Below are 15,291 nucleotides of genomic sequence, written 5' to 3'. Positions count from 1 at the left end.
ATTAACCGACGGATCCTTCCATCTGCAGTTCAATGAGGCGGTTCAGTTCCATGGCGTACTCCATCGGGAGCTCGCGGGCGATCGGCTCGACGAAGCCGCGCACGATCATGCCCATGGCTTCCTCTTCGGTCATGCCGCGGCTCATCAGGTAGAAGAGCTGCTCCTCGGACACGCGCGAAACGGTGGCCTCGTGGCCCATGGTCACGTCGTCCTCGCGGACGTCGATGTACGGGTAGGTATCCGAACGCGAGATCTGGTCGACCAGCAGCGCGTCGCACTCGACCGAGTTGCGAGCGCCCTTGGCACCCTCGCGGACCTGGACCAGGCCGCGGTAGGCGGCGCGGCCGCCGTTGCGGGCCACCGACTTGGACACGATCTTGGAGGAGGTGTTCGGTGCGATGTGGACCATCTTGGAACCGGTGTCCTGGTGCTGGCCCTCGCCGGCGAAGGCGATCGACAGGGTCTCGCCCCGGGCGTGCTCGCCAACCAGGTAGACGGCCGGGTACTTCATGGTGACCTTGGAACCGATGTTGCCATCGACCCACTCCATGGTTGCGCCCTCTTCACAGACGGCGCGCTTGGTCACCAGGTTGTACACGTTGTTCGACCAGTTCTGGATCGTGGTGTAGCGGACGCGGGCGCCCTTCTTCACGATGATTTCCACAACTGCCGAGTGCAGCGAGTCCGAGGTGTAGATCGGGGCGGTGCAGCCCTCGATGTAGTGGACGTAGGAATCCTCGTCGGCGATGATCAAGGTGCGCTCGAACTGGCCCATGTTTTCCGTGTTGATGCGGAAGTATGCCTGCAGCGGGATTTCCACGTGGACGCCCTTGGGGACGTAGACGAAGGATCCGCCGGACCAGGTCGCGGTGTTCAGCGAGGCGAACTTGTTGTCGCCCACCGGGATGATCGTGCCAAAGTATTCCTTGAAGATGTCCTCGTGCTCGCGCAGCGCGGTATCGGTGTCAAGGAAGATGACACCCTGCTTTTCCAGGTCCTCGCGGAGCTGGTGGTAAACAACCTCGGACTCGTACTGGGCGGCGACACCGGAAACCAGGCGCTGCTTTTCAGCCTCGGGGATGCCGAGCTTGTCGTACGTGTTCTTGATGTCCTCGGGCAGATCCTCCCAGCTGGTGGCCTGCTTCTCGGTGGAACGCACGAAGTACTTGATGTTGTCGAAGTCGATGCCCGAGAGGTCTGCGCCCCAAGTGGGCATGGGCTTGCGATCGAAGTACTTCAGGCCCTTGAGGCGCATGTCCAGCATCCACTGGGGCTCGGACTTGAGCTCCGAAATGTTGCGGACAACATCCTCGCTGATGCCGCGGCGCGCATTGGCGCCCGCGTCGTTCTTGTCGCTCCATCCGTACTCGTAATTGCCGATTCCTTGGAGTTCGGGGTTCTTCTCCAGGATCTCGGAAATTACGCCGGCGTCGGGGGACTCCTGTGCAATCTGATCCGTCATCGCGGCCTCTCCTGCTTCGTAATCTTGATTCGAGTTCTCTTCTCAGCGCGCTGAGGAGTTTGGTTCCGGCCCACGGGAACGTGGGTCGTACACACATGCCCGCCGCTGGCAAGTGTCGAGAGCCTTCGCACATCGACACCCAGCAGACGGGAAAAGGCCTGGGTTTCCATCTCGCAAAAGACGGGGAATTCCCGAGCCAAATCTTGGATGGGGCAGTGCCCCTGGCACAGCTGGACGCTGAGCATGGTGGCGGTCGGCGAATCTGCGCCGACCTTGCGGGTGGAGGCAACGAAGCCATCCGCACTCAAGGCCTCGCTCAGCGCCTCGGCGCGTTCCTCGAGGCCCTCGATCTCGGCGACCACGGGACGGTAGCGCCGTTCCATGCTCGCAAAGCGACGGGCGGCAAAGGCCTCGACGGCTGCCGGTCCGGCGGCCCGGCCAAGTTCGGCCAGTGCATCGGTGGCGATATCCAGGTAGTCGTTGCCCATTTTGGTTTGGCCGCGGTGTGACAGCACATAGCGGCGTGAAGGCCGACCGGCGCCGGTGCGCTGGTTGGCCACGAGCTTGACCTCGACGAGCCCCTGCTTGGAGAGCGCATCGAGGTGGCGACGGACGGCTGCAGGGGTAAAGCCCAGGCGCTCGCCCAGTTCGGCGGCGCTGACCGGGCCGTCTTCCAACACGGAATACAGGACTCGGTCGCGGGTGCGTTCTTCGGCTTCCCCTGTCGCGGGAATGTTGTGTGCCGGGGCGTCGCCGACCGGCACTGTCTGATTCGATGAATACACAACACAAGCATGCGCTAATCCAGCCAGCCCGTCTAGTAAGGCATTGCTTACCTCGCCACCGGCGTAACGCGGCGGCGCCGGGACCGTGCGCCGTGGAGACCGGGGCCACATCCGGCTCCGCCTCAGTTCTACCTGGCCTAGAATAACTGGGTGTCCAATGTGTCTCCAAGTCTCGTCATCGAGGACTTGCTCAAAGATTTCGGTCCCGTCCCCGCCCTGGATGGCCGCATGATGCGCGTCTTGTACGGCATCAGCCTCAAGGCCGACCCCGGAACCGTCACCACGCTGCTGGGTTCCAACGGAGCCGGGAAGTCCACCACCCTTGGCTGTGCGCAGGGCCTGCTGCGCCCCAACGGGGGCACAGTCCGGTTGTTGGGCGAGGATCCCTACGGCGCCAGCCCGGCATTGCGTTCGCGCGTGGGCGTCATGCTGCAGGACGGCGGGCTGCCGCCGTCGCTGCGCCCGATCCCGCTGCTGCGCCACGTCGCCTCGTTCTACCGCCACCCGGCGGACCTTGACGCCCTCATCGAGCGCCTGGGCATCAACGAGTTTGCCACAACCTCCATCCGCCGGCTCTCTGGCGGCCAGAAGCAGCGGGTGGCCCTGGCCGCCGCCCTGGCCGGGGATCCGGAAGTTGTCTTCCTCGACGAGCCGAGCGCCGGGCTGGACCCGCAATCGCGCCACGTGGTCTTCGACCTGATCGGCGAGCTGCGCGAGGCAGGCAAATGCATCGTGCTGACCACCCATCTCATGGAAGACGCGCAGAAGCTTTCCGACTACGTCTACATCATTCACGAGGGACGCAACGTGGCCCAGGGAACTGTCGCGGAACTCACCGCCCATGCCGACCAGGAGACCGCGACCCAGGCCGTTGACTTCACCGCCGCGGCAGCCATGGTCCCGCCTCCGCTGCCGCCGCACCTCACCCTCACCGAGGCCTCCCCCGGGCACTACCGCCTCGACGGCGTGCGCTCCCCCGGGGACCTGGCGGAACTGACGACGTGGTGGTCCCGCGAGGGCGTCCTGCCCCACGCACTGACAATGCAACCGCGAACTCTTGAAGACGTGTTCCTGGAGATTGCCGACAAGGGAAACAATGCCAACTAGCATGCAGGCCGCGCCGGCGGCCGCCAACGCCCAGGGAACCCTCAAGCGCATCCTGCTCCAGGGGCGCTACGAGACCATGGGCATGATCAGCAACGGGGAACAACTCGTCGTTGCCGTGGTCTTGCCGCTCATGGCGCTCTTCGGCCTGGTCTTCACCGACCTGCTCAAGGACGTCGCCGCCAAGCCCATCGACGCCGCAGCCCCCGGGGTTCTGGCCCTGTGCGTGGTGTCCACCGCGTTCACCGGGCAGGGCATCGCCACCGGTTTCGACCGCCGCTACGGGGTGCTGCGCTTCCTTTCAACGACTCCGCTGGGCCGCGCCGGTCTGATTTACGGCAAGGTCATAGCGGTCCTGGTGGTCCTGTTCCTCCAGGTCGTCGTCATCGGCGGCACCGCCCTGCTGCTGGGGTGGCGGCCGGCGCCGGCTGGCATCGGCTGGGCCATTGCCCTGCTGGTGCTGGGCGCCGCGGCGTTTACCGCCCTCGGGCTGCTGGTCGCCGGCACCGTGCGCCCCGAGGCCACCCTGGCCATCACCAACCTTGCCTGGGTATTGCTGGCCGCGGTCGGGGGGATCCTGTTCCCCAGCAACCGGGCACCTGCATACCTGCAGCCGATCGTCGACCTACTGCCCTCCGCCGCCCTGGGTGATTCCCTGCGGGCGGCCCTGATCGCCGGAACCACCTCGGTCGCCGGAATCCTCATCCTGCTGGCATGGACAATCATTGCCGGTTTCGCCGCAACACGCTGGTTCAAGTGGAACTAGAATCCTGGAGCACAACACCATGAGCACCACCTCCCCCGCCGCCAACCGCTGGACGGACAAGTTGCCCGCCACCGTGAACTCCACGGTGCACCGCCTGGCCATTGCGTCCCTCGCATCCCAGATCGGCATCATCGTCACCGGCGGCGCCGTGCGCCTGACCAAGTCGGGGCTGGGCTGCTCGCAGTGGCCCAACTGCGTGCCCGGATCCATGACCCCGGTTGCGGAAATGGGCATCCACGGACTCATCGAGTTCGGCAACCGCCTGCTCACCTTCATCCTCGCGGCCATCGCGGTGGCCATGATCGTGTCGATCTGGCGCATGCGCTCCACCCACAGGACCATCTACCGCCTGTCGATCGCGCTGCTCGCGGTCATCCCCGCCCAGGCGGTCATCGGCGGCATCACCGTCTGGTCCAACCTGAACCCGTGGGTGGTGTCCCTGCACTTCCTGGTCTCGGCTGCCCTGGTCATGGCCGCCACCCTGCTGGTCAACCGCACCGGCGCCCTGCGCCGCGGCGAATCCTCGCTGGGGACGCCCGCCGGATCCACGCAGCGTTTCCTTGCCTGGACCATCTTCGCCACCTCGGCGCTGGCTCTGGTGCTGGGCACCATCGTCACCGGGACCGGCCCGCACGCCGGGGACGCGGATGCCCCGCGCCACATGTTCGACCCGTACATCGTCACGCGGATCCACGTGGTTCCGGTCTACCTGCTGGTCGCAGCGAACGTCGTTGCCCTGGTGCTGGCATTCCGCCGGGCCACGGACGTGAAGCTGCGCAATCCGCTGTTGCTGATGGCCGGAGTCGTGCTGCTGCAGGGCGTTATCGGCTACGTCCAGCACTTCACCGGCCTGCCGATCCTCCTGGTGCTGGCCCACATGCTCGGGGCATCGCTGCTGGCAGCGGCAGCCGCCAACGTCTGGGACCGGACCACCGGGAAGTTCCCCTTCTAGGACCTCCCCCCCCTTCGTTCAGCAAACGCCCGCCTGCATCGCGGGCGAGCGTTTTGCGTTGCACCGCATGTCGCCGCCAGGTCTCCCTGCCGGAGCTCCCTGCCGGCGTTTTCGCGGTCGCGCAATATCCGGAAGTCAGTTCCACGCCGATCGCCCGTGGACCAGGCAGCGGGAACGAGCGCGGCAAGCCACGCCGGTCAGACGGGGAACCGCCCCGCAAGGCCCGTGGAAGAAACTGCCGGGCAACGAGAAGGCGGCCCGCCCGGGTTTCCCCGTGCGAGCCGCCATCGGTGCTTCGGCCTTGTCCCTGGCGTGTTTCCTAGAAGAGCGGGCCGCCCACGAACGGGTCGATGGCCAGGGCGACGAAGACGAGCGTCAGGTACGTGATGGAGATGTGGAAGACCTTCATGGCCTTCTTGTTCATGTCCGCCGGCTCATGGTCGCGCTGGGCCTCGCGGTAGAGCACGTGGCACTCGTAGACGAACCACAGGCCCGAGACGCCGGCCAGCACGGTGTAGACGATGCCTGCGTAGCCCATCGGGACCAACAGCAGCGAGCAGACCAGCGTGGCCCAGGCGTACAGGACAACCTGCACCGAGACCCGGCGGGCACTGGAAATCGCACCGAGCATCGGCACCCGTGCGGCGTTGTAGTCGTCGGCGTACTTCATGGACAGCGGCCAGTAGTGCGGCGGGGTCCACAGGAAGATGATCAGGAACAAGATGATGGCGGGCCATTCGATCTTGTTGGTGACCGCTGCCCAGGCAATGAGCACGGGCATGCAGCCGGCGATCCCGCCCCATACGATGTTCTGTGCGGTCCGGCGCTTGAGGATCAGCGTGTACAGCACCACGTAGAAGAGGATTGCAGCCAGGCCGAGTGCGGTGGTCAGCGGGTTCGTTCCGAACCAGAGCACCGCCAGCGACGCGAAGCCAAGTGCGTAGGAGAAGATCAACGCCTCGCGCGGGGTGACCTCGCCGGTGACCAGCGGGCGCCCCTTGGTGCGCTTCATGACCTTGTCCATGTCGCGGTCGATGTAGCAGTTGAAGGAGCCAGATGCCCCGGCAGCCATGGCCCCACCCAGCAAGGTGGCCAGCACCAGCGAAATCGAGGGGAAACCGCGTTCGGCGAACATCATGGTCGGCAGCGTGGTCACGAGCAGGAGTTCAATGACGCGAGGCTTGGTCAGGGCCACATAGGCCTTGGCCTTTCGCGACACGAAGTCGCCAACCGATTCATTCGGCTGACGAGCTGCACGGGCCCTCGTTGCGGAGTCAACGGACACGGTCTTCACAGACATCTACTCAGTTCTACGGGGGTCAATAAGGACAATCACCCTCTAGCATACCCTTTTACAGCACGTAGAAATGGGCCGCGATCTTTCCGCGCGGGCGACACGCGGGCGCGCCCGCCGGCAATCTCCGGCAACAATAGTTTTCGCCATGCCTCAACAAGCGGTCTCAAACGGGCATTTTTGAGGCCAATGGCGCTAAGCTGGAACCGTTGCGCCGCCGCCGAAACCGTCCCGTGAATCATTGGATGGACGGCGGCGTTGTGCTTACAGGGCGGGATGCCCCGCAACCACATGACTTTGAAATGCACACCGTACAGGGAGGACCCACAACGTGGCGCCACTAGCAGAAAACAGCGAATTCGCTTGGACCGATCTTGACCAGCGAGCCGTCGACACGGCCCGCGTGCTCGCCGCGGATGCGGTCGAGAAGGTTGGAAACGGCCACCCCGGAACGGCGATCTCGCTGGCCCCGGCCGCGTACCTGCTCTTCCAGCAGCACCTGCGCCACGACCCGTCCGATCCGGCCTGGATCGGCCGCGACCGCTTCGTGCTCTCCCCCGGGCACACCTCGCTGACCCTGTACCTGCAGCTCTTCCTCTCCGGCTACGGCCTGGAGCTCGAAGACCTCGAGGCACTGCGCACCTGGGGCGCCAAGACCCCCGGGCACCCGGAATTCGGCCACACCGCCGGCGTGGAAATCACCACCGGTCCGCTCGGCCAGGGCCTGGCCTCGGCCGTGGGCTTCGCCTACGCCCAGCGCCGCATGCGCGGCCTGCTTGACGCCGACGCGCCCGCCGGCACCAGCCCCTTCGACCACACCGTGTGGGTCATCGCCTCCGACGGCGACCTGCAGGAGGGCGTCACCTCCGAGGCCTCCTCGCTGGCCGGCCACCAGGAACTCGGCAATCTCGTCGTGGTCTATGACGAGAACCACATCTCCATCGAAGACGACACCGACGTGGCGTTCACCGAAAACGTGCTCGGCCGCTACGAGGCCTACGGCTGGCACACCCAGCGCGTGGACTGGACCAAGACCGGGAACTACGTCGAGGACCTGGCCGAGCTCGACGCCGCCCTGCGCGCCGCCAAGGCCGAGAGCAACCGTCCCTCGATCATTTCCCTGCGCACCGTCATTGGCTGGCCCTCGCCGACCAAGGCCGACACCGGCGGCATCCACGGTTCCAAGCTCGGCGGCACCGAGGTTGCAGGCTTGAAGACCGCCCTGGGCTTCGACCCGGAAGCCAACTTCGCGATCGCGGACGAAGTCCTGGCCCACGCCCGCTCCGTGCAGGAGCGCGGCACCGCCGCCCGCGCCACCTGGCAGGAAGGCTTCGACGCCTGGTCGAACGCCAACCCGGAAAACGCCGCCCTGCTGGCGCGCCTGGAATCCGGCGAGCTGCCGGCCGGCTGGGACGAGAACCTGCCGGTCTTCGAGCCCGGCAAGGACGTCGCCACCCGTTCGGCCTCCGGCAAGGTCATCAACGCCGTCGCCGGCGTACTGCCCGAGCTCTGGGGTGGCTCGGCCGACCTGGCCGGCTCGAACAACACCACCATCGAGGGCGCACCGTCCTTCATCCCGGAATCGCGTTCCACCGATTCCTGGAAGGGCAACCCCTACGGCCGGGTGCTGCACTTCGGCATCCGCGAGCACGCTGCCGCCTCGATCGTCAACGGCATCACGCTGGCTTCCCCGACCCGCGCCTACTCGGGCACCTTCCTGATCTTCTCCGACTACCAGCGCCCGGCCATCCGCCTCTCCGCGCTGATGGGCGTGCCATCCATCTACGTGTGGACGCACGACTCCATCGGCCTGGGCGAGGACGGACCGACGCACCAGCCGGTCGAGCAGCTGGCTTCCCTGCGCGCCATCCCGAACCTTGACGTGGTCCGCCCGGCGGATGCCAACGAGGTCTCCTACGCGTGGAAGAAGATCCTGGAAACCACGTCCAATCCCGCCGGCATCGTCCTCTCTCGCCAGAACCTCCCGGTCTACGACCGTGCACAGCTGGGCTTCGGCTCGGCCGAGGGTGTCGAAAAGGGCGCCTATGTGCTCGCCGACGCCACCGCCAACGGCGAGGTCGTCGCCCCCGAGGTGCTGCTGCTGGGAACCGGCTCCGAGGTCTCCCTGGCCATCGAGGCCCGCGAGGCCCTGCAGGCCCAGGGCGTACCCGCCCGCGTGGTCTCCATCCCGTGCCTGGAATGGTTCAACCAACAGGATGCCGCCTACCGCGAATCCGTGCTGCCCGCCGCCGTCAAGTCCCGCGTCTCGGTCGAGGCCGGCGTGGCCCAGGGCTGGCGCGAGCTGGTGGGCGATGCCGGACGCATCATCTCCCTTGACCACTACGGCGCCTCGGCAGACTACAAGCGCCTCTTCACCGAGTTCGGGATCACCGCGGAGGCCATCACCGCCGCCGCCCTCGATTCCATCTCGGCCGCCAAGTAACACCCCCCAACACGCAAAGGATTTTTACCGTGAGCAACGCAAACACCCAGGCCCTTTCGGACGCCGGCGTCTCGATCTGGCTCGATGACCTCTCCCGCGAACGCCTGACCTCCGGTTCGCTCGAGGCCCTGATCAAGGAAAAGAACGTCGTCGGGGTCACCACCAACCCCTCGATCTTCCACGCCGCACTGCAGGACGGCGAGTCCTACGCGGCCCAGGTCGCCGAGCTGGCGGCAGCCGGCATGGACGCCGAGGAAGCCGTCTTCAAGATCACCAGCGACGACGTCGCCGCGGCCTGCGACCTGTTCGCACCGATCGCCGCAGCAAGCGGCGGCGTCGACGGACGCGTTTCCATCGAGGTCGACCCGCGCCTGGCCCGCAAGACCGCCGAGACCATCGCCGAGGCCAAGGTCCTGCACGAGATGGTCGGCCGCGAGAACGTGCTGGTCAAGATCCCGGCAACCGTCGAGGGCCTGGAGGCCATCGCCGAGACCCTGGCGGCAGGCATCTCCGTGAACGTCACGCTGATCTTCTCGCTGGAGCGCTACCGCGCTGTCATCAACGCCTTCCTCATCGGCCTGGAGGCAGCCAAGGCCAACGGGCATGACCTGTCCAAGCTGCACTCGGTCGCTTCCTTCTTCGTCTCCCGCGTGGACACCGAGATCGATGCGCGCCTGAACGCCATCGGCACCGACGAAGCACTGGCCCTGCGCGGCAAGGCCGGCGTCGCCAACGCCCGCCTGGCCTACCAGGTCTACGAGGAGACCTTCACCTCCGAGCGCTGGAACGTCCTGGCCGCGGCCGGCGCCAACGCCCAGCGCCCGCTGTGGGCCTCCACCGGCGTGAAGGACCCGGCCCTGCCGGACACCCTCTACGTCACCGAGCTGTGCGCCCCGAACACCGTCAACACCATGCCGGAAAAGACCCTCGAGGCCACCGCCGACCACGCAGAAATCAGCGGGAACACTGTGTCCGGCAGCTACGCCGAGGCCAACGCGGTGCTTGACGCGCTGGCGGCCCTGGGCGTGAGCTACAACGACGTCGTGGCCAAGCTCGAGGTCGAGGGACTTCAGAAGTTCGAGGCCGCCTGGAACGAACTGCTGACCGACCTCGAGGCCTCGCTCAAGAACGCGAACGTGAAATGAGTTCCCTGGGGTTCATAGCCACGGGGGCCGCGCAGGCGGCCATCGAGGCACATGTGCCGTCGCTGGTGGCCGAGAAGGTCGCCAGCCGCATCGCCGCCAAGGACGCGACCGTGTGGGTCGAGTCGGCCCGCGCCGAGGCCTCCGTCCGCCTGGGCTGGGTCGACGCGCCGGAAAACTCCCGCGCCCTGGTACCCGCCATCCTGGCACTGCGCGACGAGCTGCGCGCCGAAGGGGTGAACCGCATCGTGCTTGCCGGCATGGGCGGATCCTCCCTGGCGCCCGAGGTCATTTGCGCGACCAACGACGTCGAGCTGGTCGTCTGCGACTCCACCGACCCGGAAATGGTCGCCGGCATCCTCGCCGACCGCCTGGCCACCACCGCCCTGGTGGTTGCCTCCAAGTCCGGCTCCACGGTGGAGACCGACTCGCAGCGCCGGGTCTTCGAGCAGGCGTTCAACGACGCCGGCCTCGATGCCGCCTCGCGCATCATCGTGGTCACCGACCCGGGCTCGCCGATGGACGAGGCAAGCCGCAAGGCGGGCTACCGCGCGGTGTTCAACGCCGACCCGTCCGTGGGCGGGCGCTACTCGGCGCTGACCGCCTTCGGGCTGGTTCCCGCCGGCCTGGCGGGCGTCGACATCGAGGCCTTCCTGGACGAGGCCGCGGCCGCGGCCGAGTTCCTGGCCGAGGACGACGAGGACAACATCGCCCTGGCCCTGGGCGCCGCAATGGCCGGCACGAGCCCCCTGCGCGACAAGCTCATCTTCGCCGACGAGGGCTCGGGACTGGCAGGTTTCGCCGACTGGGCGGAACAGCTCATCTCAGAATCCACCGGCAAGGAGCAGACCGGCATGCTGCCGGTTGTCGTGGAGGACCGGGCACCGGAAACGATCAGCGCGGCTGCCGACTTCCTGCAGATCCGCCTGGTCGCCGACACCGGCCTGCTCACCGACGAGGACATCGACGCCGAGGCCGCCTCGGTCGCGCTCTCCGGCGCCTTGGGCGCGCAGATGCTGCTGTGGGAGTACGCGACCGCCGTGGCCGGGCGTCTGCTGGGCATCGACCCGTTCGACCAGCCCGACGTGGAGGCCGCCAAGGTTGCCGCCCGCTCGCTGTTGGAAGGAACCCCGGAATCCGTTCCGGCCGCGTTCAGCGACGGCGCCATCGAGGTCCGTGCTTCCGCGGGCTTGCTCGATGGCGTCGATTCGCTCGCCGGCGCCCTGGCGGCCCTGGTTGCCGCGATGCCGTCCAACGGCTACCTCGGCATCCACGCCTACCTGGACCGCCGGTCGGACATCGAGCTGGAGAACATCCGTCCGTTGCTTGCCGCCGCCGCCAACCGCCCGGTGACCTTCGGGTGGGGGCCGCGCTTCCTGCACTCCACCGGACAGTTCCACAAGGGCGGACCGCGCGTGGGCGCCTACCTTCAGCTCACCGCGGAGTCCTCGATGGACCTGTCCATTCCGGAGCGGGCCTTCACCTTCGGCGAGCTGATTGCCGCCCAGGCCAGCGGCGATGCGCAGGTACTGGCCGACCTGGGTCGCCCGGTGCTGCGCCTGCACCTGACGGACAAGGAAGCCGGCATCCGGCAATTGGACAAGCTGGCGCGGGAGATGGCCCAGGCCTGATCCTCCGTTCCTTCCGCCGCACACCGGGTGCATCCCCCGCACCCGGTGTGCGCACCCCTGTTTAAGTTCCCCCCTCCCAACATCCGAAGGTCCCGATCTTGATGCTTGAGTCCGCTCGGCGCCCCGTGCGCAACCACCACAATCCCCTGCGTGACCGCCGGGACCGGCGGCTTGACCGCATCGCCGGGCCCTCCGCCCTGGTGTTCTTCGGCATCACGGGCGACCTGGCCCGCAAGAAGCTCATGCCCGCCGTCTACGACCTGGCCAACCGCGGCCTGCTGCCGCCGAACTTCGCCGTCGTCGGCTTCGGACGCCGCCCCTGGAGCGCGGAGCAGTTCGCCGCCGAGGCCAAGGCCTGGGTCAAGGACCACGCACGCACCCCCTTCAACGAGACCGTGTGGGAGCAGCTGGCCAGCGGGTTCCGGTTCATCTCCGGCGGGTTCGACGACGACGAAGCGTTCATCGCGCTGCGCGAGACCCTCGACGACCTGGCAAAAAGCCGCAGCACCGGCAAGAACCACGCCTTCTACCTCTCGATCCCGCCGAATTCCTTCGAAACCGTCTGCGAGCAGCTCTCGCGGCACGGGCTGGCGAACGACGACTCCGCCGACGCCGGCTGGTCACGGGTGGTCATCGAAAAGCCCTTCGGCCACGACCTGGCGTCCGCCCGCGAGCTGAACGAAATCGTCGAGTCGGTCTTCCCGCCCGACGCTGTCTTCCGCATCGACCACTACCTGGGCAAGGAGACGGTGCAGAACCTGCTGGCCATGCGCTTCGCCAACCAGCTCTTCGAGCCGCTGTGGAACGCCAACCACGTGGACCACGTGCAGATCACCATGGCCGAGGACATCGGCATCGGCGGGCGCGCGGGTTACTACGACGGGGTGGGCGCGGCCCGCGACGTCATCCAGAACCACCTGCTGCAGCTGCTGGCGCTGACGGCCATGGAGGAACCGATCTCCTTCGACGCCGAGCACCTGCGCAGCGAGAAGGAAAAGATCCTGGCCGCCGTGCGGCTGCCCGAAGACCTTGCGCAGGCAAGTGCCCGCGGCCAGTACACCTCCGGCTGGCAGGGCGGGGAGAAGGTCACCGGCTTCCTGGACGAGGAGGGCTTCAACCCCGCGTCCAAGACCGAGACCTACGCGGCCATCAAGCTGGAGATCAACACCCGCCGCTGGGCCGGGGTGCCGTTCTACCTGCGCGCCGGCAAGCGCCTGGGCCGCCGGGTCACCGAGATCGCCGTGGCGTTCAAGCGCGCCCCGAACCTGCTCTTCACCGACCACAAGGACGACGTGTTCGGGCAGAACGCCATCGTCATCCGGGTCCAGCCCGACGAAGGCGTGACCATCCGCTTCGGCTCCAAGGTCCCCGGGACCTCGATGGAGGTGCGCGACGTGACCATGGACTTTGGCTACGGGCACGCGTTCACCGAGTCCTCCCCGGAGGCCTACGAGCGGCTGATCCTCGACGTGCTGCTGGGCGAGCCCCCGCTGTTCCCCCGCCACGAGGAAGTCGAGCAGTCCTGGCGCATCCTTGACCCGTTCGAGGAGCACTGGGCGTCGCTGCCCGAACAGCCCGAACCCTACGCCCCCGGCTCCTGGGGCCCGGCCTCGGCCGACGAATTGATGGCCCGCGACGGAAGGACATGGCGCCGCCCATGATAGTGCAGATGCAAGACACCACGACCTCGAAGATCTCCAAGGAGCTGGTCACCATGCGCCGGGCCGGGGGATCCTCGGCGCTCTCCCGCGTGCTGACCCTGTTGGTGATCACCAGTGCCGGGTACGAGGAAGACGCCATTGCAGCTGCCTCCCTGGCCAGCCGCGAACACCCCTGCCGCATCGTGGTGGTGGTCCAGGGCGCTGCCGACGGCAGGACCCGGCTGGACGCCCAGATCCGCCTGGGCGGGGACGCCGGCGCCGCCGAAGTCATCGTGCTGCACACCTTCGGGCCCGACGCGCACGTGGACGAGTCCCTGGTCTCCGGGCTGCTGCTGCCCGACGCCCCGATCGTGGCCTGGTGGCCGCACGGGGTGCCGAAGGACGCCGCCGGCAGCCCGCTGGGGAAGATCGCGCACCGCCGCATCACCGATTCCGGTGCCGAGACGGATCCACGGGCCGCGCTCTTCTCGCTCGCCGAATCCTACCGTGCAGGCGACACCGACCTGGCCTGGACCCGGCTGACGCTCTGGCGCGCCCAGCTGGCCTCGGTCTTCGACCAGCTGGACCCGGCGCAGGTCACCGCGGCGACCGTCACCGGTGCCGTGGATTCCCCCTCCACCGTGCTGCTCGCGGCCTGGCTGCGGCTGTGCCTGAAGATCCCGGTGACCCTTGCCTCCTCCCCCGAGGGCACCGGTGTACGCTCCGTGCGCTTTTCCCTGCCCTCCGGGGACGTCGAGCTGACCCGTCCTCCGGGGGACGTGGCCGAGTTGTACCAGCCGGGCCAGAAGGCCCAGCTGATTTCCTTGCCGCAGCGCCCCGTGGCAGACTGCCTGGCCGAGGAAATGCGTCGCCTGGATCCGGACGAGGTATTCGGCGAGGTCGTGCGCGAGGGTCTGAAGCGCACCAACCTGAGGAGCATCCGTGCCAGTGAACGCTAGGCGACACGTCGTCATCCATCCCGACCTGCCAGCCACCGCGGCGGCCGTCGCGGCCCGGCTCGTCACCGCGATCCTCGACGCGCAGGCCGCACGCGGCGAGGCGAGCATCGTGCTCACCGGCGGCACACTGGGCATCAAGTCCCTGGAACAGGTGGCCGCCTCCCCTGCCCTCGGCGCTGTGGACTGGTCGCGGGTGAACATCTACTGGGGCGACGAGCGCTTCGTCGAATCCGGTTCCCCCGACCGCAACGCCGTGCAGGCCGAGGTGCTCCTGGGCGTGCTCGACGGCCACGGGCTGGACCGCGGCCGGGTGCACCCGATGGGCTCCCCCGACGACTTCGCCACCCCCGAACTCGCCGCCGGGGCCTACGCGCAGCTGCTGGCCGAGGAAGCCGCCGCCGAGGGCACCGCGGGCGCGCTGCCCGTCTTCGACGTGCTGATGCTGGGCATGGGCCCGGATTCGCACGTCGCGTCGCTCTTCCCCGACCACGAGGGCGCCACCCGCACCGGGGTCTCCGTCATCGGCGTCCACGATTCGCCCAAGCCGCCGCCGATGCGCGTCTCGCTGACCTTTGATGCCATCAACACCGCCCGCGCGGTGTGGCTCGTGGTGGCGGGCGCCGACAAGGCGCCGGCCGCAGGAGTCGCCCTCGGCGAGGCTCCCGTGACACGTGAACGCGTCCCTGCCTCGGGGGTCGCCGGCACGCAGGGCACCTGGTGGCTCATGGATGCCGCCGCCGCGGCACTGATCTAGCAACAGCCGGCAAACGCAAAAGCGCGGCCCGCCCTCGTCGATTCGACGAGGGCGGGCCGCGCGTTGTGCTGCTGGGGGTGCCGGGGGCTAGGACTCCACGCTGAAGCGCATAACCAGGCCCAGCCCGATGATGACGACGGCCCAGATGATGCCCAGGACGATGGTCACCCGGTTGAGGTTGCGCTCGGCGACGCCGGAAGAACCCAGCGAGGTGGTCATGCCACCGCCGAACATGTCTGACATGCCGCCGCCGCGACCCTTGTGCAGCAGGATCAGCAGCGTGAGCAGCAGGCTCGTGATGAGCAGCAAAATCTGCAAAACCAACTTGATGACGTCCATAATTGCCCTTCAATCAGCTC

The 15,291-nt window shown here is 67.5% G+C and carries 13 protein-coding genes; 9 read left to right on the top strand and 4 right to left on the bottom strand.

The window, feature by feature from the left end; genetic code table 11:
* Position 1 precedes the first annotated feature (1 nt).
* Together sufB and Q2T94_RS19825 are read right to left on the bottom strand one after the other, a co-directional pair.
* On the bottom strand, positions 2 to 1,462 hold the full coding sequence (gene sufB / locus Q2T94_RS19830; RefSeq protein ID WP_264269122.1) for a Fe-S cluster assembly protein SufB: 1,461 nt from the start codon (positions 1,460 to 1,462) through the stop codon (positions 2 to 4).
* A complete protein-coding gene (locus Q2T94_RS19825; RefSeq protein ID WP_372342872.1) occupies positions 1,459 to 2,247 on the bottom strand; it encodes a helix-turn-helix transcriptional regulator in 789 nt (262 codons plus the stop codon). The genes sufB and Q2T94_RS19825 overlap by 4 nt, the downstream gene beginning before the upstream one ends.
* Before the next feature lie 150 nt (positions 2,248 to 2,397).
* Here Q2T94_RS19825 and Q2T94_RS19820 point away from each other — a divergent pair, with 150 nt between their 5' ends.
* The 3 genes from Q2T94_RS19820 to Q2T94_RS19810 are packed head-to-tail and all read left to right on the top strand — an operon-like array spanning position 2,398 to position 5,069.
* On the top strand, positions 2,398 to 3,354 hold the full coding sequence (locus Q2T94_RS19820) for an ABC transporter ATP-binding protein (RefSeq protein ID WP_302266288.1): 957 nt from the start codon (positions 2,398 to 2,400) through the stop codon (positions 3,352 to 3,354).
* Positions 3,344 to 4,117 carry an ABC transporter permease gene (locus Q2T94_RS19815; protein WP_302266287.1) on the top strand — a complete coding sequence of 258 codons (774 nt, stop codon included), beginning with the start codon at positions 3,344 to 3,346 and terminating at the stop codon, positions 4,115 to 4,117. The genes Q2T94_RS19820 and Q2T94_RS19815 overlap by 11 nt, the downstream gene beginning before the upstream one ends.
* A gap of 19 nt (positions 4,118 to 4,136) precedes the next feature.
* The gene (locus Q2T94_RS19810) at positions 4,137 to 5,069 is read left to right on the top strand and encodes a COX15/CtaA family protein (protein ID WP_302266285.1); all 933 of its coding nucleotides are present in this window, start codon (positions 4,137 to 4,139) and stop codon (positions 5,067 to 5,069) included.
* Positions 5,070 to 5,388: 319 nt separating this feature from the next.
* Here Q2T94_RS19810 and Q2T94_RS19805 read toward each other — a convergent pair whose 3' ends face one another.
* Positions 5,389 to 6,369 (bottom strand): heme o synthase, encoded by a 981-nt coding sequence (locus Q2T94_RS19805; RefSeq protein WP_264269126.1) that lies wholly within the window; start codon positions 6,367 to 6,369, stop codon positions 5,389 to 5,391.
* Positions 6,370 to 6,694: 325 nt separating this feature from the next.
* On the opposite strand from Q2T94_RS19805, the gene tkt reads away from it, so the two are divergent.
* The 6 genes from tkt (at position 6,695) to pgl (ending at position 14,932) form a co-directional block, all read left to right on the top strand.
* Positions 6,695 to 8,806, top strand: a complete 2,112-nt coding sequence (tkt, locus tag Q2T94_RS19800) for a transketolase (RefSeq protein WP_302266282.1) — start codon at positions 6,695 to 6,697, stop codon at positions 8,804 to 8,806.
* 29 nt (positions 8,807 to 8,835) lie between these two features.
* On the top strand, positions 8,836 to 9,951 hold the full coding sequence (gene tal, locus Q2T94_RS19795) for a transaldolase (protein WP_302266280.1): 1,116 nt from the start codon (positions 8,836 to 8,838) through the stop codon (positions 9,949 to 9,951).
* On the top strand, positions 9,948 to 11,579 hold the full coding sequence (locus tag Q2T94_RS19790) for a phosphoglucose isomerase-related protein (protein WP_302266278.1): 1,632 nt from the start codon (positions 9,948 to 9,950) through the stop codon (positions 11,577 to 11,579). The genes tal and Q2T94_RS19790 overlap by 4 nt, the downstream gene beginning before the upstream one ends.
* Before the next feature lie 101 nt (positions 11,580 to 11,680).
* Positions 11,681 to 13,240, top strand: coding sequence for a glucose-6-phosphate dehydrogenase (gene zwf, locus Q2T94_RS19785; RefSeq protein ID WP_302266276.1), 1,560 nt, complete (start codon positions 11,681 to 11,683; stop codon positions 13,238 to 13,240).
* Positions 13,237 to 14,178, top strand: coding sequence for a glucose-6-phosphate dehydrogenase assembly protein OpcA (locus Q2T94_RS19780; protein WP_264269131.1), 942 nt, complete (start codon positions 13,237 to 13,239; stop codon positions 14,176 to 14,178). Before zwf ends, Q2T94_RS19780 begins: the two co-directional genes overlap by 4 nt.
* Entirely contained in the window at positions 14,162 to 14,932 is a 771-nt protein-coding gene (gene pgl / locus Q2T94_RS19775; RefSeq protein ID WP_264269132.1) for a 6-phosphogluconolactonase, read from the top strand. The genes Q2T94_RS19780 and pgl overlap by 17 nt, the downstream gene beginning before the upstream one ends.
* An 87-nt stretch (positions 14,933 to 15,019) precedes the next feature.
* On the opposite strand, the gene secG is transcribed toward pgl, so the two are convergent.
* Complete coding sequence (gene secG / locus Q2T94_RS19770; protein WP_264269133.1) at positions 15,020 to 15,271, bottom strand: preprotein translocase subunit SecG; 252 nt, start codon at positions 15,269 to 15,271, stop codon at positions 15,020 to 15,022.
* Between the last annotated feature and the right edge of the window lie 20 nt (positions 15,272 to 15,291).

This window comes from Paeniglutamicibacter sulfureus, from assembly GCF_030512175.1.
GTDB classification, from domain to species: Bacteria; Actinomycetota; Actinomycetes; order Actinomycetales; family Micrococcaceae; genus Paeniglutamicibacter; species Paeniglutamicibacter sulfureus.
This window is presented reverse-complemented; position numbering and strand designations above follow the sequence as displayed.

What these genes read in the sequence shown, in the direction of transcription:
- zwf (WP_302266276.1), top strand. Translation starts at nt 11,681, where the DNA reads ATGCTTGAGTCCGCTCGGCGCCCCGTGCGCAACCACCACAATCCCCTG.
- Q2T94_RS19805 (WP_264269126.1), bottom strand. Translation starts at nt 6,369, where the DNA reads ATGTCTGTGAAGACCGTGTCCGTTGACTCCGCAACGAGGGCCCGTGCA.
- Q2T94_RS19780 (WP_264269131.1), top strand. Translation starts at nt 13,237, where the DNA reads ATGATAGTGCAGATGCAAGACACCACGACCTCGAAGATCTCCAAGGAG.
- sufB (WP_264269122.1), bottom strand. Translation starts at nt 1,462, where the DNA reads ATGACGGATCAGATTGCACAGGAGTCCCCCGACGCCGGCGTAATTTCC.
- Q2T94_RS19790 (WP_302266278.1), top strand. Translation starts at nt 9,948, where the DNA reads ATGAGTTCCCTGGGGTTCATAGCCACGGGGGCCGCGCAGGCGGCCATC.
- secG (WP_264269133.1), bottom strand. Translation starts at nt 15,271, where the DNA reads ATGGACGTCATCAAGTTGGTTTTGCAGATTTTGCTGCTCATCACGAGC.
- Q2T94_RS19815 (WP_302266287.1), top strand. Translation starts at nt 3,344, where the DNA reads ATGCCAACTAGCATGCAGGCCGCGCCGGCGGCCGCCAACGCCCAGGGA.
- Q2T94_RS19810 (WP_302266285.1), top strand. Translation starts at nt 4,137, where the DNA reads ATGAGCACCACCTCCCCCGCCGCCAACCGCTGGACGGACAAGTTGCCC.